This is a genomic window from Pseudoxanthomonas sp. LjRoot143 (assembly GCF_964252945.1).
Taxonomy (GTDB): Bacteria; Pseudomonadota; Gammaproteobacteria; order Xanthomonadales; family Xanthomonadaceae; genus Pseudoxanthomonas_A.
Genome location: NZ_CAXUPM020000001.1, coordinates 4,044,319 through 4,070,221 on the forward strand (window position 1 = coordinate 4,044,319; position 25,903 = coordinate 4,070,221).

The following is a 25,903-nucleotide window of genomic DNA, read 5'->3' on the forward strand; positions in this document are numbered from 1 at the left end:
CCCTCCGGTGTCAGACGCCGCATTGTTGTCTTCTGCCCGGCATGCAGCAATCCCCGGGCTCTAGAGTGAGTTGAGGCGGCGCGGCGGCGCGCGTCAGGCAGCGGAGGTGCAGGACCGGCTGGCGCCCTGGCGATTCAACGCTCGGCGCCCAGATAGTCCAGCGTCACCTGCAGCAGCGCGCGCAGGCCGACGTCGAGCGCGCCTTCGTCAAGCATGAACTCCGGCGAGTGGTTGCTCGGCGCGGCGACCGGGTCGATGCCCTTGGCGGTGCTGCCGACGAAGAAGAACATCGAGGGCACTTCGCGCGCGTAGAACGAGAAGTCCTCCGCCCCCATCTGCAGCGACGGCGTGATGACGTTGTCGGCGCCGACCACGGCCTGCAGGCTGGGCAGCATCCGCGCGGTCAACTCGGGGTTGTTGACGGTGACGGGGTTGCCGTCGTTGTCGGGCACGCTCGCTTCCACCTTCGCACCATGCGCGGCGGCGACATGCGTGGCGACGTTCTTCAGGTCGGCGAAGATCTTCTTCCGCATGCCCTCGTCGAAGGTGCGGATGGTGCCGACCACTTCCACGTCGTCGGGAATGATGTTGTAGCGGATGCCGCCCTTGATCGCGCCGAAGCTGACCACCGCTGGCAGTTTCGAGATGTCGGTACGACGGCTGACGATGGTCTGGGTGGTGCCGATGATGTCGGCCATCGCCACGATCGGATCGATGCCGCCCCACGGCCGCGAGCCGTGCGTCTGCCGGCCGATGACCTTCAGGGTGAAGGCATCCGACGCCGCCATCAACGGCCCCTGGCGCACGCCGATCTGGCCGACCGGGATCGACGAGAACACATGCAGGCCGAATACCGCCTCCGGCTTGAAGTCCTTGAACACGCCTTCGGCCAGCATCAGCGACGCGCCGCCTTCCTCGCCGGCCGGCGCGCCTTCCTCGGCGGCCTGGAACACCAGCAGTACTTCACCCGGCAACTGGTCCTTCATCGCCACCAGCGATTTCGCCACGCCCAGCAGGATGCCGGTATGCGCGTCATGGCCGCACGCATGCATCACGCCGACCGTCTCGCCGCGATAGGTGGCCGTCGCCTTCGACGCGAACGGCAGGCTGTTGCGCTCGGTCACCGGCAGCGCATCCATGTCGGCGCGCAGGGCGATGCGCGGGCCGGGCTTGCCGCCCTTGATGACGGCGGTGACGCCGTGGTGCGCGATGCCGGTGCGCGGCTGCAGGCCCAGCTTGCGGAGTTCCTCGGCCACGCGCTTCGCCGTCTGCTCCTCGCGGTTCGACAGTTCCGGGTACTGGTGGAAATGCCGGCGCCAGTCGATCACCTGCTGCTGCAAGGCCTTGCCGGCAGCGGCGACCTCGGTCCGCTGGACGGGCGCGGCTTCCTGCGCCCGTACCGGACTGCCGACCGATGCCATGGCCAGCGTGAGGGCGGAAAGCAGCAGTCGGTTATGCATGGCGACGTCCGGCAGGAGGGAAGGAGAGGCAGACAGTAGTCGGTTACTTCGCCGGTGTCGCGTACATGTCTTCGATGTTGGCGGTGTACTCGGCCAGCGATTCCATGCCAAGGGCGGCGCGACGCGCCTCCACGTGTTCGGCATCCTCGATCGCTTGAGGCTGCGGCTTTCCGTCCACCGTGTGGAACTGCGTTCCATAAAGCTGCGGTTTGCCCTAGGCAAGCCGCACGCGGTCGGTCAGATAGGCCAGATGGATGCCGGACGCCTGCTGACGCGCAACGGCGTCCTGCAGCATCACCAGCACCTGTTCCTGGAACGCCGGATCCTGGTCGGCATGCTGGGCCAGCAGGAAGAAGCCCTGGCTGCCGCTCCTGCCGACGAGGTCGTAGCCCGGCCATCCGTGTTCGCCCAGGTAGGCTTTCAGCCAGGCGGTGTTGTCGCGATCGACCTCGCCCAGCGTGGCGGCAACGGCCGCATTCTCCGGATCCCGCATCGCCCGGTTGCGGGCCTCCTGGTCCTTGTCGATGCGGTGCTGGAGTTCATCCAGCAGGGCATCGTCACGGCGGCTTACCAGTGATGCCATGTCGCCCCGGTAGCGGGCCAGCAACGCCTGCCAGCGCGGATCGTCATGCAGGGACACCAGGTCGGCGTCGTCGGCGATATGGCTGCGCAGCAGGTCCGACGGCGTCGCCAGCAGCCGTTCGAACGCAGCCTCCTTCTCGCCTGCCAGGGCCAGGCAGCAGGCGGCATCGTAGGCCGCCCCCCGCACCGGCGGCGTGCGGTCGGCCTGCTGGCCGTACAGGCGCGCGCAGGCGGGGTAGTCCTTCGCCTTGTAGGCGCCCAGCGCGCTGCGGTAATCGGCCGCCGCCGCGTCCCCCGCAGTGCAGAGCCCCACGCACGCGGCAAGCATCAGTGGAAAGCGCATCGTCGTCGTCCCTGGCGATGGAGGAGGTCCTAGAATACACAGGCATTCCGCATGGCCCGGGATGCGAACCACCGATCTTTCTCCCGTCTTGCCCGCCCCCATGCCCGACCTTGCCCTGCAGGTGCTCCTGCTGCTGTTTCTCGCCGCGATGCTGGCGGGCTTCATCGATGCCATCGCCGGTGGCGGCGGCATGGTGACCATCCCGGCGATGCTGCTGGCCGGCATTCCGCCGCTGCAGGTGCTGGGCACCAACAAGCTGCAGTCGCTGTTCGGCTCCGGCTCGGCCAGCTGGGCGTACGCGCGGCATGGCCACGTCGATCTCAAGGGCCAGTTGCCGATGGTGCTGACCGCCGCGCTGGGCGCGGTGGGCGGCGCGCTGCTGGCGACGGTGATTCCGGTGGAATGGCTGAAATGGGCGCTGCCGTTCCTGCTGGTCGGCATCGCCATCTACTTCGGGCTGAAGCCGGACATCGGCCATGTGGACCGGCACCAGCGCATGCGCCCGCAGGTGTTCGCGCTGACCTTCGTGCCGGTGATCGGCTTCTACGACGGCGTGTTCGGGCCGGGTACCGGGTCGTTCCTGATGCTGGGTTTCGTGGCGCTGGCGGGCTTCGGCATCCTCAAGGCCACCGCGCACACCAAGTTCCTCAACTTCGGTTCCAACCTGGGCGCGTTCGTTGTGTTCCTGCTGCACGGTTCGGTGCTGTGGAAGGTCGGCCTGCTGATGGGTGCCGGCCAGTTCCTCGGCGCGCAGCTCGGGTCGCGCTTCGCGATGAAGCAGGGCGCGCGCATCATCAAGCCGCTGCTGGTGACCGTCTCCATCGCGCTGGCGATCCGCCTGCTGGCGGATCCGCAGCATCCGTTGCGGGTGTGGGTGGGGTCGTTCTGACCCGTGGTGTGGTTGTGGGAGCGACGTAAGTCGCGAGCTTTTCGTGTGGCCCGGGAAAGAGCATCGCGACTTACGTCGCTCCCACACCTATTCTCCCTCACGGCGTGTGGAGGTAATCCCACGCCACCTGCAGCATCGCCTTGCTGCCGATCTCCAGCGCCTGCTCGTCGAGCATGAATTGCGGCGAGTGGTTGATCGGGGCGGTGGCCGGATCGATGCCGGCCGAGGTCGAGCCGACGAAGAAGTAGAAGCCGGGCACCGTGTTGGCGAACTGGGAGAAATCCTCAGCGATGGTCACCGGCGTTACGTCGATCACCTTGTCCTCGCCGACCGCGCGCGCCAGTGACGGCCTCACCCGCTGCGCCAGCGCCGGCTGGTTGATCGTCGCGGGCGCGTTGTTGACCACCTTCAGTTCGGCGTTGCCTTCGCTGGCATGCGCATAGTCGGTCGCAATCCGCCGGAACCGTGCGATCACGTCCTCGCGTACGGCCGGCTCGAAGGTGCGCAGCGTGCCGACCAGCATCGCCTCATCGGGGATGATGTTGAAGCGCACGCCGCTGTTGAACTGGCCGGCGGTCAGCACGACCGGGTTGGCGGCGATGTTCACCTGCCGCGCGATCATGCTCTGCGTGCCGAGCAGGATCTGCGCGCCCAGCGTGATCGGGTCCACGCCATCCCACGGCCGCGAGCCGTGCGTCTGCTTGCCGCGCACCACCAGCGTCCATTCGTCCGCCGCCGCCATCAGCGGACCGCTGCGGTAGCCGACGGTGCCGACGGGCAGGCCGGCCCATACATGCAGGCCGAACACGGCGTCGGGGGTGAAGTCCTTGAACACGCCTTCCTGCAGCATCAGCGCCGCGCCGAACACCTCGCCTGCGACCGGCGGGCCTTCCTCGGCCGGCTGGAACACGAACATCACTTCGCCCGGCAGGTCGTCCTTCGCCGCGACCAGCGCCTGCGCCACGCCCATCAGAATGGCGACGTGCGCATCATGGCCGCAGGCGTGCATCACGCCGACTGGCTGGCCGCGGTATTCGGCTTTGACCTTGGATGCGAACGGCAGGTTCGTCTGCTCGGTGACCGGCAGTGCATCCATGTCGGCACGCAGTGCGATGCGCGGGCCGGGCTTCGCGCCCTTCAGCACCGCGACCACGCCGGTCTTGCCGACGCCGGTGCGCACGCTCAGGCCGAGCGAACGCAGGTGGTCGGCGACCAGTTTCGCGGTGCGCGTTTCCTGCTCGCCCAGTTCGGGATGCTGGTGGAGGTCGCGGCGCCACTGCACGAGCGTCGGCTGCGCCTGCTCCAGTGCAGTGAAGGCGGTGTCCTGCGCCCGCGCGTCCGTGCCGGCCAGCGAGGCGGTGGCGACGAGCAGGGCGGCGAACAGGCGGTGGGCGCAAAGCATGGCGGCATCCGGAACGGGTGGGGAACACGATGCTAGCCCGTGCGGTGCGCGCGTCCAATGGCGAATCACCATGAGGGCACGCGTGCACGCGGCTCGCATTCGATACGCGTGCGTGTCAGGCTCGCAGGCCACGAAAAGGCCTGCACGCCCATGACCCGCGACGCCGATCCCGCTTCCTCCCGCCCGTTGCAGGGCGATGCCGCGTTGCTGCGCGCGGTCGGCAGCCTGGCGCTGGCGGCGGCGGTCATCAACATCATTGTCGGCGGCGGCATCTTCAAGATGCCGGCGGCGCTGTCGTCGCAGGTCGGTGCCGCAGCGCCACTGGCGCTGCTGGCCGGTGCGCTGGTGATGGTACCCGTGGCGCTGTGCTTCGCCGCGATCGGCAGCCGTGCCTCTGCGACCGGCGGCCCTTACACCTACGTCAGTGCGGTGTTCGGCACGCTCCCGGGCTTCCTCGCGGGCGCGCTGATGTGGATCTGCAATGTCGCCTCCAGTGCCGGCGTCGCAGCCGCGCTGTCATTGCAGGCCGCCAGCCTGTGGCCGGTCTTCGATGCGCCACTGCCGCGCGCGCTGTTGCTGCTGGGCGTGTATGCCGCCATCTACGCGCTCAACGCGTTCGGCGTGAAGCTTGGCGCGCGGGCGGTGATGGCGCTGGCCACGCTGAAGCTGGTGCCGCTGTTCCTGCTGGTGGTCGTGGGCCTCGCCTTTGTCGACACCACGCAGGTCAGCTTCGCCTTCGCCGATGTGCCGTCATGGAGTGCGCTGGGCGCGGCGATGGTGATGGTGGTGTTCGCCTACTCCGGCGTCGAGACGGCGCTGATTCCGGGTGGCGAAGTGCGCGACCCCTCGCGCAGCGTGCCGCGCGCGGCGCTCAGTGCGATCCTGCTGGTGGTGCTGCTGTACCTCGGCCTGCAGATCGTCTGCCAGGGTGTGCTGGGTCCGGCATTGGCCAGCAGCAGCGTGCCGATCGCCGAAACCGCAGGCCGGCTGTGGGATCCGGCGCGGATCGCATTGCTGGTGACGGCCTGCATTTCTATGGCGGGCTTCCTGCTCGGCAACCTGCTGGGCTCGTCGCGGCTGCTGTTTGCGCTGGGGCGCGACGGCTACCTGCCGCAGGCCTTTGGTCGCGTCAGCGCGACGCATCGCGTGCCGCTGCTGGCGCTGGCCGCGCATGCGGGCATCGCCTGCGTGCTGGCGGTGCTGGGCAACTTCGAAGCGCTGGTGCTGATCTCCGGCGGCGCGGTCTGCCTGGTCTACGTGATGGTCTGCGTCGCCGCCTGGCGCGCGCAGCGGAGCGACCTGCGCGAGCGCGGCACGCCGTTCGTGCTGCGCGGCGGTCCGCTGGTGCCGGGGCTGGCGGTGGTGGGCATGCTCGCCATCCTCACCACGCTCAGCGTGCGCGAGTGGACGGCGATGGGGGTGGCCGTGGTGGTGCTGGCGGTGGTGTATGCGGTGCTGGTCGGGCTGCGGCGACGAGTGGCTAGCTGAGTTCCACACGAGGTGGGACGGCTGGTTGTGGGAGCGACGTAAGTCGCGAGCTCCTCCTCTGGCGACACAAAAAGCTCGCGACTTACGTCGCTCCCACACCTGACATCCCCACACCTGTTTCCCCCATTCCTGCAAGGATCAACGGAACACCACCGTCCGGTGCCCGTTCAACAGGATGCGGTGCTCGACATGCCGGCGCACGGCGCGTGCCAGCACCAGCGATTCGATGTCGCTGCCCATGCGGACCAGTTCCTTCGGCGTCATCGCGTGGTCCACGCGGGCGACGTCCTGTTCGATGATCGGGCCTTCGTCGAGGTCGCGGGTCACGTAGTGCGCGGTGGCGCCGATGATCTTGACCCCGCGCTGGTGCGCCTGGTGGTACGGCTTGGCGCCCTTGAAGCTGGGCAGGAAACTGTGGTGGATGTTTATGGCGCGGCCGGCCAGTGCATCGCACAGTTCGGGCGAGAGGATCTGCATGTAGCGCGCCAGCACGACGAGATCGATCTGCTCGCGCTCGACCAGGTCGACGATATGCCGCTCCTGCTCGACCCGGTTGCCCGCCGACACCGGCAGGTGGTGGAAGGCCACGCCGTAGGACTGCGCCAGCGGTGCGAAGTCGGCGTGGTTGGACGCGATGCAGGCGATCTCCACCGGCAGCTGGCGGCTGTGCACACGGAACAGCAGGTCGTTGAGGCAGTGGCCCTGCTTGCTGACCAGCACCATCAGGCGTGCCTTGCGGCTGGCATCGTGGATCTGCCAGTCCATGCCGAACATCTCCGCCAGCGAGGCGAAGCCTTCCTGCAGCACATCGATCTCGGCCGCGCCGGGCACGTCGAAGTGCACGCGCAGGAAGAACCGGCCCGATTCGTCGTCGCCGAACTGCTGGGCGTCGAGGATGTTGCAGCCGGATTCGTACAGCAGGCCGGTGACGCGGTAGACGATGCCGGTGGTGTCGGGGCAGGAGAGGGTGAGGATGTGGTCGCGGCGCATTCGGATGTCGGAGGGGTTATTCGCAACGGGCGGCGGTGATCTGGTTCTGCGCGTCGATGTAGACGCGCAGGCGGTCGTTGCGCGTGTCGTGCTTCACGGCGGTGGTGGGACCGATGGGATTGACCAGCCCCGCGCCGCTCTCGCTCGACAGGCGCTTGAGCGTGGCTTCGTCCGCCGGCTGACCTACCGCCCAGCCCAGTGCCGCATCGCTGCAGCGACCGCTGCCCGCGACCTGTGGCCCGGGGGTACTGACGCAACCGGATGCCACGAGCGCGGCCATCACGACGAGGCAGCGGAAAGACGAACGGCAGAACGGATGCGGGAAGGCCATGGCAGTATCTCCGTGCAGATGCAGCGTTGTTTAGCACACTCGCCGGCGGAACGCGCGCCGGCACCTCTTCCTGCCGTCGGAGATCGCCATGGATCGTCGCTTCGTCCTGCCGCTCGCGCTTGCCGCCACCCTGTTGTCCTCGCTGATCGCGCCTCCCGCCGATGCCTGCACCCGCCTGATCTACCTGGGCGCCAACGACGACGTCATCACCGCCCGCTCGATGGACTGGAAGAACGACGTGGCGACCAACCTGTGGATCTTCCCGCGCGGGATGGCCCGCAGCGGGCAGGCCGGGCCGAACTCGGTGAGCTGGACGTCGAAGTACGGCAGCGTCATCGCGACCGGCTACGACATCTCCACCACCGACGGCATGAACGAGGCCGGGCTGGTCGCCAACGTGCTGTGGCTGGTCGAATCCGAATACCCGGCCTACGACGGCCGCGGTCCCGGTCTGAGTATCGCCGCGTGGGCGCAGTACGCGCTGGACAACTACGGCAGCGTGAAGGAGGCCGTCGACGCGCTGCGCAAGCAGCCCTTCACCGTGGTCACCGACAAAGTGCCCGGCGAGGACCGGTTGACCACGCTGCACCTGTCGCTGTCCGACGCCAGCGGCGACAGTGCGATCATCGAGTACATCGGCGGCAAGCAGGTGATCCACCACGACCGCGCGTACCAGGTGATGACCAACTCGCCGGTGTTCGACCAGCAGCTCGCGCTCAATGCGTACTGGAAGCAGATCGGCGGCACGGTGATGCTGCCCGGGACCAATCGCGCCTCGGACCGCTTCGCGCGGGCCTCGTTCTACGTCAACGCGATCCCGAAGGCCGAAGATCCGGTGAAGGCGCTGGCCAGCGTCTTCAGCGTGATCCGCAATGCGTCGGTGCCGTTCGGCATCAACACGCCGGAAGAGCCGAACATCTCCTCCACGCGCTGGCGCACCGTCGCCGACCACAAGCGCAAGCTGTACTTCTTCGAGTCCGCGCTGACGCCCAACACCTTCTGGGTCGATCTGAAGGACATCGACTTCTCGAAGGAGACCGGCAAGGTGATGAAGCTGGATCTCGGCGCGGACCAGCGCAACGTGTTCGCCGGCAACGCAGTGAAGGACTTCAAGCCCGCACAGCCGTTCGTGTTCCAGGGCCTGTAGTCAGAGGTCGAACGCCAGCAGGTCGTGCCCGGTGGCGGCGCGCACGACACGCCGGTACAGCACGTTGCCACTGCCGGCGTTGGTCAGCGCCACCAGCGCACGCTGGCCGCGCAGGTCGCCCAGCGCGAAGTTCTTGAAGATGTTGCCGTTGCTGCCCGAGTGGTAGAACACCGGGCCGCGCGGCGTGGCTTCCAGGTTCCAGCCCAGGCCCTTGTCGGTCCAGCGGCCGGGCACGTCGATCTGCGTCGTCAGCATCGCGTCGCGCGTCGCGTTGGTGATCTGCCAGGGCGCGCGCTCGCTCCGCACCATCACCGCCATGAAGCGCGCGTAGTCGGTCGGCGTGGTGCGCAGGCTGGCGGCGGCGTTGGCGAGGATGTCGCCCGGCCAGTTCACCAGTCCCTTCGGCGTGATCGCCTGCACCTCGGGCAGCACCCGCGCGGCGTCTTCGTAGCGCCATGCCGACAGCGGTTTTCCCCAGCGGTCGGCGACGGTCTGCGCGGCGTTCCACGTGTCGCGCAGCATCTGCGGCGGCATGCCCGTTTCCTCGTCGTCGACCGCGCGATGGCCGTAGACGGAACGGGCAGCGAGATCCTTGCTCCACGTATAGCTGCTGTCGCGCATGCCGGCCGGACCGAACAGCAGGCGCTGCATCGATGCGTCCAGGCTCTCGCCGGTCAGCGTCTCCACCACCAGCTGCAGCCAGAAGATCGCTTCGCCGGAGTAGTCGATGCGCGTGCCCGGCTTCACCGCGGGCACGAGCTTCTCGTTCGCCGGATCCTTGCGCCAGTTCGGCATGCCGGTGGAGTGGCGCAGGACATCGCGCGCGGTGACCAGGTTCACCCAAGGGTGGTCGGCGAGATAGTCCATGCGCCGGTAGTGCACCAGCGGCGCATCGAGATCGAGCACACCCCGGTCGGCGAGCTGCAACACGAGATACGCGAACACCGGTTTGCTCAGCGAGGCGTCCTCGAACAGCGTGTCGTCCGCCACGGGTGTCCGCGTCTCCGCGTTCAGCACGCCAAGGTTGCGCGCCCACACCACCTCACCGCGCTCGATCACCGCCATGCCGATGGCCGGCACGCGCAGTGCCTGCATCAGCCGCGGCAGGTCGGCGAGGAAGTCGTCGGGCGGGATCCAGTTCGCGGCGTCGTCGCAGGCCGCGGCGCGTGCGGCCTGCGGCCAGGCGGTCATCGCGAGGGTCGACAGCGTGGCGGCTTTCAGCCAATGGCGGCGTGGGAGCGAGGAGGGCAGCGAAGGGCTCATGCGGGACGGGTCCGGAAGTCGGCTGTATGGAGTTTGACGAACGAGAGCGCCGAACCCCCTCCATGCGGTCCGGATCTGCGGCCACTGCGCTGGTCCAACCCGCGTACTCGGAATGTCTCGCCTGCCTCGGTCGCTGCGCCGGGCGCCTGTGGCCTTCGGCTTGCGGCACTGACCTGCACGTTCGGCCCGTCATTCCGGACGGGATATGTCACATATGTGAAGGCTGCACGCACGACGGTGCATTCGGCGCAATGACGCCACCGGTGCAAACGCTCCGTGTGCTTTTCGGAGGTCGCAGGTGCATGCATCGCCACGAGTGTGGCGTGCGTCGCGCTTTCGATATCGCGCCTCGCGTGGCCCTGCCGTGGGCGTCCTCTGCATTACCAACCCAACGACATGTCCTGACGTAGCGATGCCGGAAGGCGAGGCTTTAGCCGCCCGCTGTGGTGGTACGTGGAAGGTGCGACGTTCTGGCGGGAACGCGCGTGGCCAGCAGTGGGAGAGGGGAAATGTGCCGCAGGATCATCATTGCCATCGCGCTTGCAGGTTGCGGGCTGCTTGCGAGCCTGGTTGCGGGCGCAGTGCAACTGCCGCAAGGCTCCACGTGGACGGGCTCTTCCGGTTCAACCGAGTCATACAAAGTCACGGCATCGGGACTGCGCATGACGGTGAGATTGTCGTCCGGTACGTATGGATCGCCCATCGTCTCCGATGGCAGCGATACCACCTATATGAATGCGAGCACCGGCATCACCACAAGCCCGGTGCTGCCCAATGGCACCAATGCCCTGACACTGGTCACTTACGTCGACGAATGCCAGGACAATTTCTCGACATCACTGACCTGCAGCGGCCTGGGCAGGATCATCATCGATTTCACCGATACCGCTGGCAATGCGGTACCGGTGCGCAATCCCCGACTCCACATATCGCGCCTCGGCGGCAATACGCTGCACGGGGACGCCGACGATGACGATCCCATCTTCCATTTTGGTGCGACCCTGACCCTGGTCACGCCCGGCGTCTCGCTCGGTACGCCCAGTTCGTCTTCGCTGGTTATCGGTGGAACCACCATCCGGCACGCGGGATTCAGTGCAAACAACACCAGCGTCGCCTGCTCGAGCACCACTTCCGCCAGCGCCGGATGCGGCACGGTGCCGCTGACCGGTACCACCTCGCAACTCGCCTTCGACGTGGGCGCACGGCGCCAGACGACCGCAACGCGTTGGGATTTCTCGACTGAAACGACAAGCGGAGATGGCTATCTCATCACCGTGACTTTCGATGAAGACTTTGGCGATGCACCCGCGACTTACGAACCGACCGGTACAGCGGCCGCCAGTCACCTTGTCGGCGGCCTGATGCTGGGCGCGGGCGTGACCGCCGACAACACCACGGCCTTCAACACCGGCAGCGTGCGTCCCAGTCCCATCGGCAATGCCACGGCGACCGGCGACAGCAATGACGACGGCACCACGTTGACCACCGTGGTCAGTACGCCGGGCATGATCCATAGCCAGTCGGTGGCATTGGCCGGGACGTCGCGTGCGGGACGCGTGTGCGGATGGATCGACTTCAATCGCAGTGGCACGTTCACCAACACCAGCCCCGTCGAGCGCGCCTGCGCGGACTTTGCAGCGGGTGCGACAAGCGTCGACCTGCGTTGGACAGTACCGACCGGCAGCACGGGCGGTGCCAGCTTTGCGCGCCTGCGCACCAGCTTCGATACTGCGGGTGTGCAGAATCCCAATGGTGTGCTGCACAGCGGCGAGGTAGAGGATTACGCCATCACCTTGCAGGCTGCGAACCCATTGACCTGCGATGACACCCTCTATCTCACGCAGACGGGTGGGGTGCTGTACACGATCAATCGCTCAGCCAATCCGTTTACCTATCCCACATTGGGATCGGGCGGGCTGGGCATCAATGCGTTGGGCTACAACCCGGCAGACAACTATCTGTACGCACTCAGAAGCCAGTCCACTGACGACGGGAGGCGGCTGTATCGCATCGATGCGTCCGGTGCACGGATCGACCTGGGCCTGGTGAGCGGTCTCCCTGTACCGGGAGGCAGCAGCAACGCGTACTTTGCGGGTGCGTTCACCACGGCAGGCGACAACGCGTTGTATGTCACCGATGGCGTGAACGACAACCGGATGTACCGGATCGACGTGACGACGATGCAGGCGACGGTGATCACGCTGAGCCGCAACCTGTACGTGGCGGACTTCGACTACGCCAATGGTTTGTTCTACGGTGTCGAAACGAATACCGGGCAACTGGTTTCGATCCATCCCGTCAATGGCACCGTGACCAACATCGGCAGTCCGGGGCCGACCGGCGTCATCGCAGGCATGTGGGCTGACAGTCTTGGCCTGTACGGCTTGGCGACTGCGGGCGGCTTCTACCGTTTCGATACGGTGACCGGCGCACGCACACTGATCTCCGAGTCTCCTATTGCAACGGCCAGTGACGGCGCCCGATGCCCTGGTGGCCCGGCGCTCACGTTCAATGCCGATCTGGCGATCACCAAGACAGATGGCGCCACCACGTACACGCCGGGTACCAACGTGGTGTACACGATCGTAGCCAGCAACAATGGCCCCTTCGGCGCGCAGAACGCGCGCGTGCAGGATGCGCTGCCGAGCGGCATCACCACGGCCAGCTGGACGTGTACTGCAGCCAATGGCGCAGCATGCCGCACGGCGAGCGGCACGGGCGCCATCGATACCCGCGTCGACCTGCCGGTCGGCGGCACCGCGACATTCGCGCTGACGATGGCCGTGCCCACGAATTTCACGGGAAGTCTGGTCAACACGGCCACCGTGACGCCGGACGTGGGCAACTCGGATCCCGTGCCAGGCAACAACTCGGCCACGGATACCAATGGAGTCCGCACGGCGCTGACGCTGATCAAGACCGTGACTAACGACGATGGCGGCACGCAGTCGCCGGCCGCGTGGACGCTCTCGGCGGCAGGGCCGACGCCCATCAGTGGCACGACCGGGTCGGTAGCGGTGACCAATGCCGCGGTGAATCCGGGCACGTATACGCTGTCGGAAAGTGCGTTTCCATCCGGCTATTCCGCAACGCCTTACAGTTGCGCCATCAATGGTGGCGTGCCCGTCAGCGGCAACAGCATCACCTTGGCGGCGGGTGACAATGCTGTCTGCCGGATTCACAACGACGACACTGGCGTTGCTGGGCAGCCTGCTGCTTGCGGCATTACCAGCCACTCGGGTGCGAGCGGCGCTTCGTTCTCATTCGGACCCGGCGGCGTCAACGCCAGCGCGACGCTCACCAACATCACGTTTGATGCGGGTTCGACCGCGGGCGGTTCTATCAACCGCTTTGTCGACAGCACGGGGCGCGCCTACACGACACCGGCAGGTCCGGGCCGCTGGCTGCTGACGAACAGCAACACCACGACCCGCCTGACCGTAACGTTCTCGCCGGCGATTCCCGCACATCGGATCGGGCTGGCGATCTACGACATCGGCACGTGGGACGCGACCATGCCCAACGACAGTGAGGATCCGGCCTACAACCCTTCGTTGACGCTTTTACTGTCGGGCGGCGCCACGTCGGGTCAGTTTGTGGCACACCAGACAGGCGCATTGGCGACGCTCGCAAGGTACACGCCGGCGAGCGGCGTGGTCACGATGGACAGCACGGCCTACCAGTCGGGCGTCGAGCGGACCTGGCGGCAGTCGGTGTTCCTGCGCGGCAATGCCAATGCGCTGGTGAGCACGCTCACGTTGACGGCCACCAACATAAAGCCCGGCGACAACATCGGCTTCGGTCTGGTGGCGATTCCTTCGTGCGTCACGGTGAGCAAGGTCACCGAAGGCGGCGTGGGCAGCTTCAACTTCACCACCACCAACGTCAACAACTGGGACAACACCGCCGCCGCGTCTCCGATCGCGCTGACCACGACCGCAACCGGCACGCCTGTCAGCTCCGCGCGGCACTACTACGCGCATCCGGTCGCCAGCACCGGCCAAGGCACGCAATCGGTCATCCTCAGCGAGGCCATCCCTGCCAGCTGGATCCTCTCGCCGGCCCAGTGCACGGACGCCAACAGCAGCCGCAACGGCAACACCGGCAGCTTTGGCAGCCTCGCGGGCGGCACATTGACGATTCCCGCGGATCGCATGCGATTCGAATCCAACATCACCTGCACCTTCACCAATACGCGCGCGGCGATCCTGCGCCTGCAGAAGGCATTGCCCGACGGGCGCGCGGTGGCGGCGGACCAGTTCACGCTGTCGATGACCGGCGCCGGCGCACCGGCACCGCTGACCACGACAGGCACCGGCAGTACGGCAGCCGGCACGGTTTCGCATGCCACGGCGACGCCGGGTTCGGCTTATGTCCTGTCAGAAGCGGCGGCAGGTGGCGCGGATCTCACCCACTACGTGTCCAGCTACAGCTGCAGCAATGCGCGGTCCGGCGGCCAGGCGCCAAGCGGGAGTGGCGCGTCGTTCGGCGTGACGCCGGCGGCGGGCGACGACCTGACGTGCACGTTCTCCAACCTGCGCCGGAGCACCGACATCTCGATCCTGAAGACGGTGGCGGCGGATCCGGTGGTCAGCGGCGGGCAAGCGCAGTTCACCCTGGTGGTGACCAACCATGGTCCGATGGCGGCCGATGGCGCGACGGTGCGGGATCCTGCCATGGCCGGACTCGACTGCACCACCGCCGGCTTGCCGGCCCCGACCTGTTCGGCGACCCCCGGCACCACGTGTCCCAGCCCGCTGACTGCCGCCGGCCTGCAGGCCGGCTTGCCGGTCCCGACCTTCCCGAGCGGGGGGGTCGTCACGCTCGGCCTGACCTGCAGCGTCACCGCCAGCGGAACGCCTTGAGGCCGAGGTTGGAGGCGCGCGTCGCGGCAGACGTGCGCCTGCCCGCTGCTTGACGCGTCGCCCGTCGCGGGCGTAACGTTCGCACCGCCAAGGTTTCCATCTCTTTATCCGAATAAAGAGATGAAATTAAAAGGGAAGCCGGTGCGGCCTGTTCCACAGGTCAATTCCGGCGCTGCCCCGCAGCGGTATTTGGAAACGAACCTCGCCAACAGCACTGGTCCCCACGGACCGGGAAGCGGCGGGAAGTAGGCCAGCGCACCCGCGCCCGTCCATGAGCCCGAAGACCTGCCCTGGCCGGAGGACACGACCGTCCTCCGACTGACCTGGAGCTTCCGAGGGGAGGTGGCCGGAGCCCGTGTCCGTGCGCGCCTGCCCGGATGCGTCCTCCTGCGCCCGACCTCGGCACTCCGGCTCGCCCGCGGGGGCGAAGGTCGCTGGCGTGGCGGGCTCCGGTCCGGCGCGCGGTTCCTTCGTTCCTCATCCGCCACGCATGAGGACACGCACCATGACCACCGTTACCACCCTCGGCTTCCCGCGCATCGGCGCGAAGCGCGAACTGAAGACCGCCCTGGAAAGCTACTGGCGCGGCGACAGCACCGCCGACGATCTGCAGCACACTGCGCGCGATCTGCGCCACCGTCATTGGCAACTGCAACGCGACGCCGGCGCCGACGTCGTGCCGTGCAACGACTTCGCGCTGTACGACCACGTACTCGACACCGCCTTCCTGTTCGATGCCATTCCCGATGCCTACCGCGCACTGGCCGATGCCGATCCGCTGGCCGGCTACTTCGCGCTCGCACGCGGCGTGCAACGTGACGGCACCGACCTGCGCGCGCTGGAAATGACCAAGTGGTTCGACACCAACTACCACTACCTGGTGCCGGAACTGCACGCCGGCCAGGCCTTCCGCCTGCGCGGCGACAAGCCGGTGGCGGAGTTCCTGGAAGCGCGCGCCGCCGGCCACGCCGCGCGTCCGGTGCTGCTGGGCCCGGTGAGCTTCCTGCTGCTGGCGAAGACGGTGGACGGCAGCGACCGTCTTGCGCTGCTCGATGCGCTGTTGCCGGTTTACGCGGACCTGCTGGCGAAGCTGCACGCCGCCGGCGCCGACTGGGTACAGATCGACGAACCCTGCCTGGTGCTGGATCTCGATGACACGGCACGCGACGCCTACCTGCGCACGTACAGCATGCTGGCGAAGGGCGCACGGCCGTCGCTGCTGCTGGCGACCTACTTCGGCCGCCTCGGCGACAACCTGCCGCTGGCCTGCGCGCTGCCGGTGGATGGCCTGCACGTCGACCTCGTCCGCGGCAAGGAACAACTGGACGAAGTGCTGAAGCAGCTGCCGAAAGGACGCGTGCTGTCCGCCGGCCTGGTGGACGGCCGCAACATCTGGCGGACCAACCTCGACAACGCGCTGATCCTGGCGAAGTACGCGCAGGGGCATGTCGGCGATAACGCCCTGTGGCTGTCGCCGTCATGCTCGCTGCTGCATGTGCCGGTCGACGTGTCCGGCGAGAAGGCGCTGCCGTCCGACCTGAAGTCATGGCTGGCCTTCGCGCGGCAGAAGATCGAGGAACTGCGCTTGCTCGGTGATGCCCTGCGCGATCCGCGCGCGGCGGACGCCGGCCTGGCCATCGCGCGCGACCGGATCGAGTCGCGTCGCCAGTCGCCACGCGTGCATCGTCCCGAGGTCGCCGCGCGGCTCGCCTCGCCGGATGCGGCCGACATCGATCGCGATTCGCCGTATCCGCAACGTCGCATCGCACAGGCGACGCTGCTCGGTCTTCCCGACTTCCCCACCACCACCATCGGCTCGTTCCCGCAGACCCACGAAGTGCGCGAAGCGCGCGCCCGCAACAAGAGCGGCAAACTCTCCGACGCCGACTACGACGCCTTCCTGCGCGAAGAGACCGAACGCTGCGTGCGCTTCCAGGAGGCGATCGGCATCGACGTGCTGGTGCACGGCGAATTCGAACGCAACGACATGGTGGAATACTTCGGCGAGCAGCTCGACGGTTTCGCTTTCACGAAGAACGGCTGGGTACAGAGCTACGGCTCGCGCTGCGTGAAGCCGCCGGTGATCTACGGCGACGTATCGCGCCCCGCACCGATGACGGTGCGCTGGTCGCAGTACGCGCAGTCGCTGACCGACCGGCCGATGAAGGGCATGCTGACCGGCCCGGTGACCGTGCTGCAGTGGTCGTTCGTGCGCGACGACCAGGCCCGTGCTCAGACCTGCCGGCAGATCGCGCTCGCGCTGCGCGACGAAGTGCTGGACCTGGAGGCCGCCGGCATCCGCGTCATCCAGATCGACGAACCGGCGCTTCGTGAAGGCCTGCCGCTCCGGCGCGCCGATTGGCAGGCGTACCTGGACTGGGCGGTCGAATGCTTCCGCATCACCGCCGCGGGCGTTGCCGACGACACCCAGGTGCACACCCACATGTGCTATTCCGAATTCAACGACATCATCGATGCGGTGGCGGCGATGGATGCCGACGTCATCTCCATCGAGACCTCGCGCTCGCGCATGGAACTGCTGGATGCGTTCGTGAAGTTCCGCTACCCCAACGAGATCGGCCCGGGCGTGTACGACATCCATTCGCCGCGCATCCCCACCGGGGGCGAGATGATCGACCTGCTGGAGAAGGCGCGCGCGGTGCTGGCACCGGAACAGATCTGGGTGAATCCGGATTGCGGGCTGAAGACGCGAGGCTGGCCGGAAGTGCGCGAGGCCCTGACGCGGATGGTCGCTGCCGCACAGGCGATGCGCACCGGCCTCGTGCGCGCCGCGTAGGTCCGGCCCGACGTGCACGCGTGCGTGGTTCTCACGCACGCGTGCCATCCGTGAACATCCGCCTGCCCACAACGTGGCGTGCACGTCTGCTTCACCCGGTGCCAACGCATCGCGCATGAGGGTGGAATCACCCTCATCACCGGAGCGATCGCCATGACCGGTACCGTGTTCTTCACCGAGGAACTGTCGAACAGCAAGGTGGCTGCCATCTGTCCCAGCGCGGCGGTCGCTCGCCTGCAGGCAACGCGCGTGCGTGACGCCCTGCATCTGTCGGAGCGGCAGGTGCAGGTGATCACCCCGGGCGAGGCACGGCCGGGCCGCAAGCTGGAACCCGAAAGCCACGGCATCTTCCGCACGATGCTGTGGTCGCACGCCAAGCTGGGCGTGCTCGGTGTGCTCGCCGGCGGCCTGCTGTTCGTCCTGCTGTGGTCTCAGGAGGTGGCGATGATCGTGCAGTCGCCGTGGCTGGCGCTGATTGCGCTCGCCTTCTTCGGCGGCATGGCAGGACTGATGGCGGGTGGACTGGTCACCCTGCGTCCCGATCATGATCCCTACGTGCTGAAGGTCCTGGGCGCGTTGCACGAAGGCGATTCCGCCGTGGTCGTGCACGCGCTGTCCGCCGAGCAGAAGCGACGCGCGCAGGCCATCCTCGAGCAGGCCGGAAGCGAGACCACGGCCACGTTGTAGACCGTCGTCGAAGACGCTGTCGTTGCGCTGGCGCAAGGTGTCGACGCGGACCGGCTGCTAGGCTGCGTGTCATCGCCCCCTGGATCGAGCCGATGCCGTCGCCGCTTCCCGCTTCCATCGCCCTGCTGGTCATCGACCTGCAGCCCGATTTCATGCCCGGCGGTGCGCTCGCCTGCCACGATGGCGATGCCATCGTGCCGGGCATCGCCGCGCTGCTCGCGTCGCGTCGTTACAGCACTGTCGTGGCCACGCAGGACTGGCATCCACCGGGGCATGCGTCGTTCGCTTCGAGCCATCCCGGCCGTGCGCCGTTCGACACGATCCCGCTGCATGGCCAGCCGCAGGTGCTGTGGCCGGACCACTGCGTGCAGGGCACGCCCGGTGCCGCGCTGGCGGCCGGCGTGGACTGGACGCCGGTCGATCTGATCCTGCGCAAGGGCACGCGACCGCAGGTGGATTCGTACAGTGCCTTCCGGGAGAACCATGGGCCGGATGGCACGCGTCCGACCACCGGCCTCGCCGGCTGGCTGCGTGAACGCGGCATCGAGGAGGTGCATGTGTGCGGCCTGGCGCGCGACTACTGCGTGCTGTGGTCGGCGCAGGATGCGGTGGCAGCGGGCTTCCGCGTGCGCTTCCTGTGGGACCTCACGCGGCCGGTCACCCCGTCGGGCGACGCCCCGACCAGAACCGCCCTCGAAGCCGCAGGCATCGCGATAGACCCGTAGGGCGGGCTCAAGCCCGCCATTGCCATCCCGACGCTCGCGACGGCAACCATCGAAAGGCGCGCGTCCCCGATCGGGTTTCCACGTGGCTTGATTCGTGCGACGGCGGGCTTGAGCCCGCCCTACGCCGTCGTGGGCAGCGGCGGCGCCTGCGTCGGCCGGCCCAGCGGATCCAGCGCGATCATCACGAAATGCCCGCGCGTGCAGATCTTGCGGTCGCCGGTCAGCAGGTTTTCGGTAATCACTTCCACATCGACATTCATCGAGCTGCGTCCGACCTTGACCACGCGCGCCACCACTTCCACCAGGTCGCCCTTGTGGATCGGCTGGTTGAAGTCGACCTGCTCCGAGCGCGCGGTGACCACGGTGGTGCGCGCGTAGCGGGAGGCGGCGATGAACGCCGACATGTCCATCCACGCCAACGCCTGCCCGCCGAACAGCGTGCCCAGATGGTTGGTGTGGTCGGGGAAGACCATGTGCAGCAGGCGTGCCTCGGTGGGACGCGGCTCGGCGTTGGGCAGGTCGGTCATGGGGGTGCTCCGGTGTGCGTGTTCCTGGCGGAAGAGCATAGCGGAGGCCGTTGTGGGAGCGACGTGAGTCGCGAACGCCTCAACCGCGGACCTTCACCCCTTAGGAGATCAGGATCCTCCTCTACATTCGTTCGCGACTCACGTCGCTCCCACAGGAGGCGTTGCGTTGCGCGGTTTGCTTGCCCACGGTTAGTCTTCAGCCATGAAGCCCTACGCCCTTGCCGCGCTCGTCGCGACCTTCGCCGTGTCCTCCATGTCCGTCTCCGCCAAGGAGCCTGTCAAGGCGGAAGATATCTACGCCCTCTCGATGGTGACCAATCCCGTGGTCGCACCGGACGGCAAGCGCGTGCTGTTCACGCGTGCCGCGTTCGACCGCGCGCAGGACCGTCGCACCGGCGAGCTGTGGCTTGCCCATCTGGATGACCAGGGCGCGATCGTCGACCAGCGCCTGCTGGTGGCGCGCGACATGGGTCCGCGCGATGCCGTGTTCTCGCCCGACGGCCGTCGCATCGCCTACGTTGCGACGTTCATCGACAAGCCGCAGGTCTTCGTGATGACGCTGGCCGACGGCGTGGGCCAGCCGGTGACGAAAGGCGAGCTGGCGGCCGGCACGCTGCGCTGGTCGCCCGATGGTTCGCGCATTGCTTTCACTGGCAGGGAAGAAGCCAAGCCCGCGTCGATCCCCGGCATGCCGGAGAAGCCGAAGGGCGCCGAAGCGGCGGCCGACGCCAAGATCATCACCGACCTGTTCTGGCGCTTCGACGGCGCCGGCGAGAGCAAGCCCGGCGCGAACCATCTGTATGCGGTGGACGTGACGACCGCCGCGGTCACCCGCATGACCCAGGGCGACACCCACCAGATCGACAGAACGGGCATCGCCTGGATGGCGGACGGTAGGCATGTGGTCGGCAGCTACACCGCCGATCCGATCAACGGCCCGCTCGAAAGCGACCTGTATCTCTACGACGTCGCCGGCAAGGCAGCGAAGCAGCGGCTGACCTCGCGCGCCGGCAGCGAGTACGCGCCGGAAGTCTCGCCCGATGGCCTCCGCATCGCCTTCGTGGGCAGCGAGGCGTCCACCACGTTCTACGACATGCCGCGGTTGTGGACGACCACACCCACGCCCGGTGCGCGCGTCGCCGCGCTGGCGGCCGACCTGGATCGTCCGGTGGCCGGCATCGCATGGCGTGAAGACAGTGCGGCCCTCCACACGCTGTACTACGACCGCGGCGTGCAGCGCATCGCCACCATCGATGCCACGACCGGCGCGCGCACCGAGGCCGTGCACCTCGTCGGCGGTACGCGCCTCTACCTGCCGTCGTCGGGCGGCCAGTTCTCGGCCGCGCAGGGCACGTTCGCCTATACGACCAGCTTCACCGACCGCCCCGCGGGTCTGGGCGTGAGTCGCGGCCACGGCGAAAGCGGCGCGATCGACTTCAACCGTGCGTGGGCCGATGGCAAGGCGTCCGCGCGGATCGAGGAAGTCACTGTGGCCAGCCGGGCCGGTGGGTTGCCGGTGCAGGGCTGGATCGCGTTCCCGCCCGATTTCAGTGCGGGCAAACGCTATCCGCTGATCCTGGACATCCACGGCGGACCGAACACCGACTACGGCCCGTTCTTCTCGATCACCCACAGCCTGTACGCGGCGGCAGGCTACATCGTGGTGTTCGCGAACCCGCGCGGCTCGATCGGCTACGGCGACGCGTTCGCGAATGCGATCACCAACGCCTACCCGGGCCAGGACCACGACGACCTGATGTCGATCGTCGACGAGGTGGCGAAGCGTCCCTATGTCGACCGCAGGAATCTCTTCATCGGCGGCGGTTCCGGTGGTGGCGTGCTGACCCTGTGGGGCATCGGCAAGGAGCCGGACAAGTTCCGCGCCGCCGTCGCATTGCGTCCGGTCGTCGACTGGACCGACCAGGTCACCACCGCCGACCTGCCGTCGTTCTTCATGAAGCACTGGATGGGCGCCGCGCCGTGGGACAAGCCCGATCTGTACTTCCAGCGCTCGCCCTACAGCCTGGCCGGCCAGGTGAAGACGCCCACGATGCTGATCACCGGCGAGCAGGATTACCGCACACCGATGAGCCAGACCGAGCAGATGTTCGGCGCGCTGAAGCTGCGCGGCGTGGAGACCGAGATGGTCCGCCTGCCCGGCGCCGGCCACGGCATGGGCCGGCCCAGCCAGTGGCTGCAGTCGGTGCTGGCGCCGGTCGATTTCTTCAACCGGCATAAAGCGAAGTAAGACCCGGTCCGACGGCCGCGGCATGCGGGATGTCGGCGGTGGTATGCCAGATGTGGGATGTGGGTGTGGGAGCGACGTAAGTCGCGACGCATGAACGAAGGGCCCGCTTGTCTGGCGGGCCCTTCATGTTGAAACGCCTATGACTGATGCAGCCCGTGACGATGCAGCGTCATGACGGCTTCATCGCCACGATCGCGACTTACGTCGCTCCCACACCCACATCTACATTCCACACCTGCATTCCCGGTCGTGGCCGCCACTCAGAACGCGTGGTCGAAGCCGACTTCGCCCTGCACGCCCAGCTGGTAGGCGGAGACGCGGCGCTCGAAGAAGTTGGTCAGTTCCTGCACGTCCTGCAGCTCCATGAAGGGCAGCGGGTTGCGCACGTCGTAGCGCTTGGGCATGCCGAGCTTGGCGAAGTGCTGGTCGGCGCAGTGCTGCAGGTACTGGCGCATGTCGCGGGTCGAGATGCCGGCCACGCCGCCGGACAGCACGTCCTCGGCGAACTGCACCTCGCACTCGATGGCTTCTTCCAGCATGTCGTAGACCTGCTGCTGCATGCGGTCGTCGAACAGGTCCGGTTCTTCCTCGCGCACGGTGCGCACGCACTCGAACGCGAACTCCATGTGGCAGCTCTCGTCGCGGAACACCCAGTTGGTTCCCGACGCCAAGCCGGGGAGCAGGCCGCGCGAGCGGAAGAAGTACACGTAGGCGAACGCGGCGAAGAAGAACAGGCCCTCGATGCACGCTGCGAAGCAGATCTGGTTGAGCAGGAACTGGCGGCGCTGCTCGCGCGTCTCGATGCGGCGGAGGTCCTGGATGCTGTCGATCCACTTGAAGCAGAAGTCGGCCTTCTTCTTGATCGCCGGGATGTTCTCGACCGCGGCGAACGCCTTGAAGCGCTCCGACGGGTCGGGCAGGTAGTTGTCCAGCAGGGTCAGGTAGAACTGCACGTGCAGCGCTTCCTCGTACAGCTGCCGCGACAGGTACATGCGCGCTTCCGGCGCGTTGAGGTGCTGGTACAGGTTCAGCACCAGGTTGTTCGACACGATCGAATCGCCGGTGGCGAAGAAGGCGACCAGCCGGTGGATCAGGTGGCGGTCGGCCGGCGTCATCTTCGAATGCAGGTCGGTGATGTCGATCTGGAAGTTGATCTCTTCCACCGTCCACGTGTTCTTGATGGCGTCGCGATACATGTCGTAGAACTGCGGATAGCGCATCGGGCGCAGCGTCAGTTCAAAGCCGGGATCGAGCAGCATTTGTTTTGGTTGTGCAGACATGTATTGGATCTTCTTCTGTTTTCTTCCAAGCACTGGAAGGCTGGCTGATGTATGACTTGGCGAGGTCGGCACGTCCTTGTGCCAAATCGCTTCCCTATTACTAGTGTTCTCGGTCTCGCGGTGGAATGGGGTCGTTACCCGGAGAAATGGTGTCCTTGCTCCGGATCCTTCCGTCCACTCCTTTGGTGGTCAGCTCGCCGCCGCCCTGATTTCCGAGCATCTGGCGGGCTGATTGTTCCGCCGCCTTCTGCGTGGAATGAACGCTCGAAGCTCTGTCCGAATCATTCCTCTTGTTGGCCCAATTCCCATCATCGCGACGGAACACTGTCCGATCTCTACCCTTACTCATGGCTACCTCTATTGATGAAGTGAGCGCTTGAGCTAAAACTTTGACCGGCTAGCAGCAATTTCACCTATAGAAGGTTATAGTTGCCGAACTTCCTAGCCGAAGTGCCGATCAGAGACATCCCGCTCAAGCTATTTGGATGTTTTGGTGAAGCAACCAAGGGGCCGACCTGCAAGTCGGCCCCTTTTCTTTTTTACTGACAGGCCTCGCAGGCTTCCGGATTCTCCAGCGAGCAGGCGATGGCTTCGGTCGGGGTGTACTCGCGCTTCGGCTCGGTCGCGGCGACCGTGCTGACCGTGGTCTTGGCGATCTTGGTGGCCGGGCGCGAACGCAGGTAGTAGGTGGTCTTGATGCCCTGCTTCCACGCGTACATGTACATGGACGACATCGCGCCGATGTTCGGGCTTTCCATGAACAGGTTGAGCGATGCCGACTGGTCGATGAAGGCGCCACGGCCGGCGGCCATGTCGATCAGCGAACGCATCGGCAGTTCCCATGCGGTGCGGTAGATCTGCTGCAACGTGGCCGGCACCTGCGCCAAGCCCTGCACTGAGCCTTCGGACAGCTTGATGGCATCGCGCGTTTCCGGCGTCCACAGGCCGAGCTTCTTCAGCTCGTCGACCAGGTAGCGGTTGACCTGCAGGAAGTCGCCCGACAGCGTCTCGCGCTTGAACAGGTTGGACACCTGCGGTTCCACGCACTCATAGCAGCCGGCGATCGAGGCGATGGTCGCGGTCGGCGCGATCGCGATCAGCAGCGAGTTGCGCAGGCCGTGCTCCTTGATGCGCTCACGCAGCGCATCCCAGCGCTCGGCGTTCTCCGGGGTGATGTTCCAGGCGTCGAACTGCAGCTCGCCGTTGGCCGCACGGGTATCGGCGAACGACGGATGGCGGCCGCGTTCCTGCGCCAGCTCCACCGACGTTTCCAGCGCGTGGAAGTAGATGGTCTCGGCGATCTTCGCCGACAGCGCACGCGCCTCGGCACTGTCGAACGGCAGGCGCAGCTTGAAGAACACGTCCTGCAGGCCCATGCAGCCCAGGCCCACCGGGCGCCAGCGCAGGTTGCCACGGCGCGCGGTCTCGATCGGATAGAAGTTCAGGTCGATCACGCGGTCCAGCTGGCGCACGGCCAGGCGGACGGTTTCGGCCAGCTTGTCGAAATCGAACCAGCCATCGTCATCGAAGTGGCGGCCGAGGTTGATCGAGCCGAGGTTGCACACCGCGGTCTCTTCAGCCGAGGTGACCTCGAGGATCTCGGTGCACAGGTTGGACAGGTGGATGACGTTGCCGGCGCGCAGGGTCTGGTTGCTGGCGGCGTTGCACTTGTCCTTGAACGTCATCCAGCCGTTGCCGGTCTCGGCCAGCGTGCGCATCATCCGGCCGTACAGCTTGCGGGCGGAGATGGTCTTCATCGCCTTGCCCTGCGTCTCGGCCTGCGTGTAGGCCAGCTCGAACGCGGCGCCGTACAGGTCGGTCAGCTCCGGCGTCACGCGCGGATCGAACAGCGACCATTCCTGGTCGGCTTCGACGCGCTTCATGAACAGGTCCGGCACCCAGTTGGCCAGGTTGAGGTTGTGCGTGCGGCGCGCTTCGTCGCCGGTGTTGTCGCGCAGCTCCAGGAAGTCCTCGATGTCGGCGTGCCAGGTTTCCAGGTACACGCAGGCCGCGCCCTTGCGCTTGCCGCCCTGGTTGACCGCGGCGACCGAGGAATCCAGCGTCTTCAGCCACGGCACGATGCCGTTGCTGTGGCCGTTGGTGGACTTGATCAGCGAGCCGCGCGAACGCACGCGCGTGTAGCTCACGCCGATGCCGCCGCTGAACTTGCTCAGCTGGGCGATGTCGCCGTACTTGGCGTAGATCGATTCCAGCGTGTCCTGCGGCGAGTCCAGCAGGAAGCACGACGACAGCTGCTCGTGCGTAGTGCCGCTGTTGAACAGCGTCGGCGAGCTCGGCAGGTAGTCCAGGTTGCCCATGCGGCGGTACAGCGCCAGCGCTTCGGGCACGTCCTCGCTCAGCGCGCAGGCGATGCGCAGGAAGAACTGCTGCGGCGTCTCGATGACCTTGCGGGTGTGCGGGTGGCGCAGCAGGTAGCGGTCGTACAGTGTGCGCAGGCCGAAGTAGTCGAAGTGCAGGTCGAGCGAGGCGTCCAGCGCATCGTTGAGCTTGCGCGCGTTGGTCTGCACGAAGTTCAGCAGGCGGTCGTTGATCAGGCCGACCTCGTGGCCGCGGGTGACCGACTGCGAGAACGCGTGGATCTCCTGGCCGGTGACTTCCTTGGTGATGTAGCCGGCCAGCAGGCGCGCGGCCAGGCGGCTGTATTCGGGCTCTTCGCCGGTCAGCAACGCGGCGGTGCGGATCGACAGTTCGTCCAGCTCGCGCGTGGTGGCGCCGTCGTACAGGCCGGAGATGGTGCGGGTGGCCACGCGCATCGGGTCGATGGCGTGCAGGCCTTCGCAGTTGCGCTGCACGGCGCGCACGATCTTGTTGAGGTCCACCGGCTCGCGGCCGCCATTGCGCTTGGTCACGCTCATCGC

17 protein-coding genes, 1 pseudogene and 1 riboswitch are annotated in these 25,903 nt (G+C 66.8%); of the genes and pseudogenes, 8 read left to right on the forward strand and 10 right to left on the reverse strand.

Going from position 1 to position 25,903, the window contains the following annotated elements:
- Positions 1 to 134: 134 nt before the first annotated feature.
- Both ACSQ1W_RS19415 and ACSQ1W_RS19420 read right to left on the reverse strand, forming a co-directional pair.
- The gene (locus ACSQ1W_RS19415) at positions 135 to 1,460 is read right to left on the reverse strand and encodes a M20 family metallopeptidase (protein WP_436045557.1); all 1,326 of its coding nucleotides are present in this window, start codon (positions 1,458 to 1,460) and stop codon (positions 135 to 137) included.
- A gap of 43 nt (positions 1,461 to 1,503) precedes the next feature.
- Positions 1,504 to 2,586 (reverse strand): annotated as a pseudogene (locus ACSQ1W_RS19420) (DUF6624 domain-containing protein).
- On the opposite strand from ACSQ1W_RS19420, the gene ACSQ1W_RS19425 reads away from it, so the two are divergent.
- A complete protein-coding gene (locus ACSQ1W_RS19425; protein ID WP_436045559.1) occupies positions 2,486 to 3,274 on the forward strand; it encodes a TSUP family transporter in 789 nt (262 codons plus the stop codon). The pseudogene ACSQ1W_RS19420 and the gene ACSQ1W_RS19425 overlap by 101 nt on opposite strands.
- Before the next feature lie 97 nt (positions 3,275 to 3,371).
- Here ACSQ1W_RS19425 and ACSQ1W_RS19430 read toward each other — a convergent pair whose 3' ends face one another.
- Positions 3,372 to 4,676 carry an amidohydrolase gene (locus tag ACSQ1W_RS19430; RefSeq protein WP_436045561.1) on the reverse strand — a complete coding sequence of 435 codons (1,305 nt, stop codon included), beginning with the start codon at positions 4,674 to 4,676 and terminating at the stop codon, positions 3,372 to 3,374.
- Positions 4,677 to 4,826: 150 nt separating this feature from the next.
- On the opposite strand from ACSQ1W_RS19430, the gene ACSQ1W_RS19435 reads away from it, so the two are divergent.
- Positions 4,827 to 6,164 carry an APC family permease gene (locus ACSQ1W_RS19435; RefSeq protein ID WP_436045563.1) on the forward strand — a complete coding sequence of 446 codons (1,338 nt, stop codon included), beginning with the start codon at positions 4,827 to 4,829 and terminating at the stop codon, positions 6,162 to 6,164.
- Positions 6,165 to 6,302: 138 nt separating this feature from the next.
- On the opposite strand, the gene purU is transcribed toward ACSQ1W_RS19435, so the two are convergent.
- Entirely contained in the window at positions 6,303 to 7,154 is an 852-nt protein-coding gene (gene purU, locus ACSQ1W_RS19440) for a formyltetrahydrofolate deformylase (RefSeq protein WP_192274134.1), read from the reverse strand.
- Positions 7,155 to 7,170: 16 nt separating this feature from the next.
- Entirely contained in the window at positions 7,171 to 7,485 is a 315-nt protein-coding gene (locus tag ACSQ1W_RS19445) for a hypothetical protein (RefSeq protein WP_436045565.1), read from the reverse strand.
- Between the two features lie 88 nt (positions 7,486 to 7,573).
- On the opposite strand from ACSQ1W_RS19445, the gene ACSQ1W_RS19450 reads away from it, so the two are divergent.
- The gene (locus ACSQ1W_RS19450) at positions 7,574 to 8,632 is read left to right on the forward strand and encodes a linear amide C-N hydrolase (protein WP_436045567.1); all 1,059 of its coding nucleotides are present in this window, start codon (positions 7,574 to 7,576) and stop codon (positions 8,630 to 8,632) included.
- On the opposite strand, the gene ACSQ1W_RS19455 is transcribed toward ACSQ1W_RS19450, so the two are convergent.
- Complete coding sequence (locus tag ACSQ1W_RS19455) at positions 8,633 to 9,895, reverse strand: serine hydrolase domain-containing protein (protein WP_436045569.1); 1,263 nt, start codon at positions 9,893 to 9,895, stop codon at positions 8,633 to 8,635.
- Positions 9,896 to 10,404: 509 nt separating this feature from the next.
- Here ACSQ1W_RS19455 and ACSQ1W_RS19460 point away from each other — a divergent pair.
- From ACSQ1W_RS19460 to pncA, 4 genes are all read left to right on the forward strand, one after another.
- Complete coding sequence (locus tag ACSQ1W_RS19460) at positions 10,405 to 14,760, forward strand: DUF6923 family protein (RefSeq protein ID WP_436045571.1); 4,356 nt, start codon at positions 10,405 to 10,407, stop codon at positions 14,758 to 14,760.
- A gap of 73 nt (positions 14,761 to 14,833) precedes the next feature.
- Positions 14,834 to 15,067, forward strand: a riboswitch (cobalamin riboswitch).
- A gap of 198 nt (positions 15,068 to 15,265) precedes the next feature.
- Positions 15,266 to 17,557: a 5-methyltetrahydropteroyltriglutamate--homocysteine S-methyltransferase gene (gene metE, locus ACSQ1W_RS19465; RefSeq protein ID WP_436045573.1), complete on the forward strand. Its 2,292-nt coding sequence runs from the start codon at positions 15,266 to 15,268 to the stop codon at positions 17,555 to 17,557.
- 153 nt (positions 17,558 to 17,710) lie between these two features.
- On the forward strand, positions 17,711 to 18,244 hold the full coding sequence (locus tag ACSQ1W_RS19470) for a hypothetical protein (RefSeq protein WP_436045575.1): 534 nt from the start codon (positions 17,711 to 17,713) through the stop codon (positions 18,242 to 18,244).
- 92 nt (positions 18,245 to 18,336) lie between these two features.
- Entirely contained in the window at positions 18,337 to 18,969 is a 633-nt protein-coding gene (gene pncA, locus ACSQ1W_RS19475; protein WP_436045577.1) for a bifunctional nicotinamidase/pyrazinamidase, read from the forward strand.
- 119 nt (positions 18,970 to 19,088) lie between these two features.
- Here pncA and ACSQ1W_RS19480 read toward each other — a convergent pair whose 3' ends face one another.
- Positions 19,089 to 19,496, reverse strand: a complete 408-nt coding sequence (locus ACSQ1W_RS19480) for an acyl-CoA thioesterase (RefSeq protein WP_436045579.1) — start codon at positions 19,494 to 19,496, stop codon at positions 19,089 to 19,091.
- 202 nt (positions 19,497 to 19,698) lie between these two features.
- Between ACSQ1W_RS19480 and ACSQ1W_RS19485 the strand changes: the two genes are divergently transcribed.
- Positions 19,699 to 21,744 carry a prolyl oligopeptidase family serine peptidase gene (locus ACSQ1W_RS19485; protein WP_436045581.1) on the forward strand — a complete coding sequence of 682 codons (2,046 nt, stop codon included), beginning with the start codon at positions 19,699 to 19,701 and terminating at the stop codon, positions 21,742 to 21,744.
- A 260-nt stretch (positions 21,745 to 22,004) separates the two neighbouring features.
- Here the strand turns inward: ACSQ1W_RS19485 and ACSQ1W_RS19490 are convergent, their stop codons facing one another.
- The 3 genes from ACSQ1W_RS19490 to ACSQ1W_RS19500 all read right to left on the reverse strand — a co-directional run bounded on the left by ACSQ1W_RS19490 (position 22,005) and on the right by ACSQ1W_RS19500 (position 25,900).
- Positions 22,005 to 23,024 carry a ribonucleotide-diphosphate reductase subunit beta gene (locus ACSQ1W_RS19490; protein WP_192274143.1) on the reverse strand — a complete coding sequence of 340 codons (1,020 nt, stop codon included), beginning with the start codon at positions 23,022 to 23,024 and terminating at the stop codon, positions 22,005 to 22,007.
- 100 nt (positions 23,025 to 23,124) lie between these two features.
- Positions 23,125 to 23,373, reverse strand: coding sequence for a DUF2188 domain-containing protein (locus ACSQ1W_RS19495; protein WP_436045584.1), 249 nt, complete (start codon positions 23,371 to 23,373; stop codon positions 23,125 to 23,127).
- Positions 23,374 to 23,563: 190 nt separating this feature from the next.
- Positions 23,564 to 25,900, reverse strand: coding sequence for a ribonucleoside-diphosphate reductase subunit alpha (locus tag ACSQ1W_RS19500; protein ID WP_436046252.1), 2,337 nt, complete (start codon positions 25,898 to 25,900; stop codon positions 23,564 to 23,566).
- Positions 25,901 to 25,903 lie beyond the last annotated feature (3 nt).

What these genes read in the sequence shown, in the direction of transcription:
- ACSQ1W_RS19500 (WP_436046252.1), bottom strand. Translation starts at nt 25,900, where the DNA reads ATGAGCGTGACCAAGCGCAATGGCGGCCGCGAGCCGGTGGACCTCAAC.
- pncA (WP_436045577.1), top strand. Translation starts at nt 18,337, where the DNA reads ATGCCGTCGCCGCTTCCCGCTTCCATCGCCCTGCTGGTCATCGACCTG.
- ACSQ1W_RS19485 (WP_436045581.1), top strand. Translation starts at nt 19,699, where the DNA reads ATGAAGCCCTACGCCCTTGCCGCGCTCGTCGCGACCTTCGCCGTGTCC.
- ACSQ1W_RS19430 (WP_436045561.1), bottom strand. Translation starts at nt 4,676, where the DNA reads ATGCTTTGCGCCCACCGCCTGTTCGCCGCCCTGCTCGTCGCCACCGCC.
- ACSQ1W_RS19480 (WP_436045579.1), bottom strand. Translation starts at nt 19,496, where the DNA reads ATGACCGACCTGCCCAACGCCGAGCCGCGTCCCACCGAGGCACGCCTG.
- ACSQ1W_RS19495 (WP_436045584.1), bottom strand. Translation starts at nt 23,373, where the DNA reads ATGAGTAAGGGTAGAGATCGGACAGTGTTCCGTCGCGATGATGGGAAT.
- purU (WP_192274134.1), bottom strand. Translation starts at nt 7,154, where the DNA reads ATGCGCCGCGACCACATCCTCACCCTCTCCTGCCCCGACACCACCGGC.
- ACSQ1W_RS19415 (WP_436045557.1), bottom strand. Translation starts at nt 1,460, where the DNA reads ATGCATAACCGACTGCTGCTTTCCGCCCTCACGCTGGCCATGGCATCG.
- ACSQ1W_RS19470 (WP_436045575.1), top strand. Translation starts at nt 17,711, where the DNA reads ATGACCGGTACCGTGTTCTTCACCGAGGAACTGTCGAACAGCAAGGTG.
- ACSQ1W_RS19450 (WP_436045567.1), top strand. Translation starts at nt 7,574, where the DNA reads ATGGATCGTCGCTTCGTCCTGCCGCTCGCGCTTGCCGCCACCCTGTTG.
- ACSQ1W_RS19445 (WP_436045565.1), bottom strand. Translation starts at nt 7,485, where the DNA reads ATGGCCTTCCCGCATCCGTTCTGCCGTTCGTCTTTCCGCTGCCTCGTC.
- ACSQ1W_RS19490 (WP_192274143.1), bottom strand. Translation starts at nt 23,024, where the DNA reads ATGTCTGCACAACCAAAACAAATGCTGCTCGATCCCGGCTTTGAACTG.
- ACSQ1W_RS19425 (WP_436045559.1), top strand. Translation starts at nt 2,486, where the DNA reads ATGCCCGACCTTGCCCTGCAGGTGCTCCTGCTGCTGTTTCTCGCCGCG.
- ACSQ1W_RS19455 (WP_436045569.1), bottom strand. Translation starts at nt 9,895, where the DNA reads ATGAGCCCTTCGCTGCCCTCCTCGCTCCCACGCCGCCATTGGCTGAAA.
- metE (WP_436045573.1), top strand. Translation starts at nt 15,266, where the DNA reads ATGACCACCGTTACCACCCTCGGCTTCCCGCGCATCGGCGCGAAGCGC.
- ACSQ1W_RS19435 (WP_436045563.1), top strand. Translation starts at nt 4,827, where the DNA reads ATGACCCGCGACGCCGATCCCGCTTCCTCCCGCCCGTTGCAGGGCGAT.
- ACSQ1W_RS19460 (WP_436045571.1), top strand. Translation starts at nt 10,405, where the DNA reads ATGTGCCGCAGGATCATCATTGCCATCGCGCTTGCAGGTTGCGGGCTG.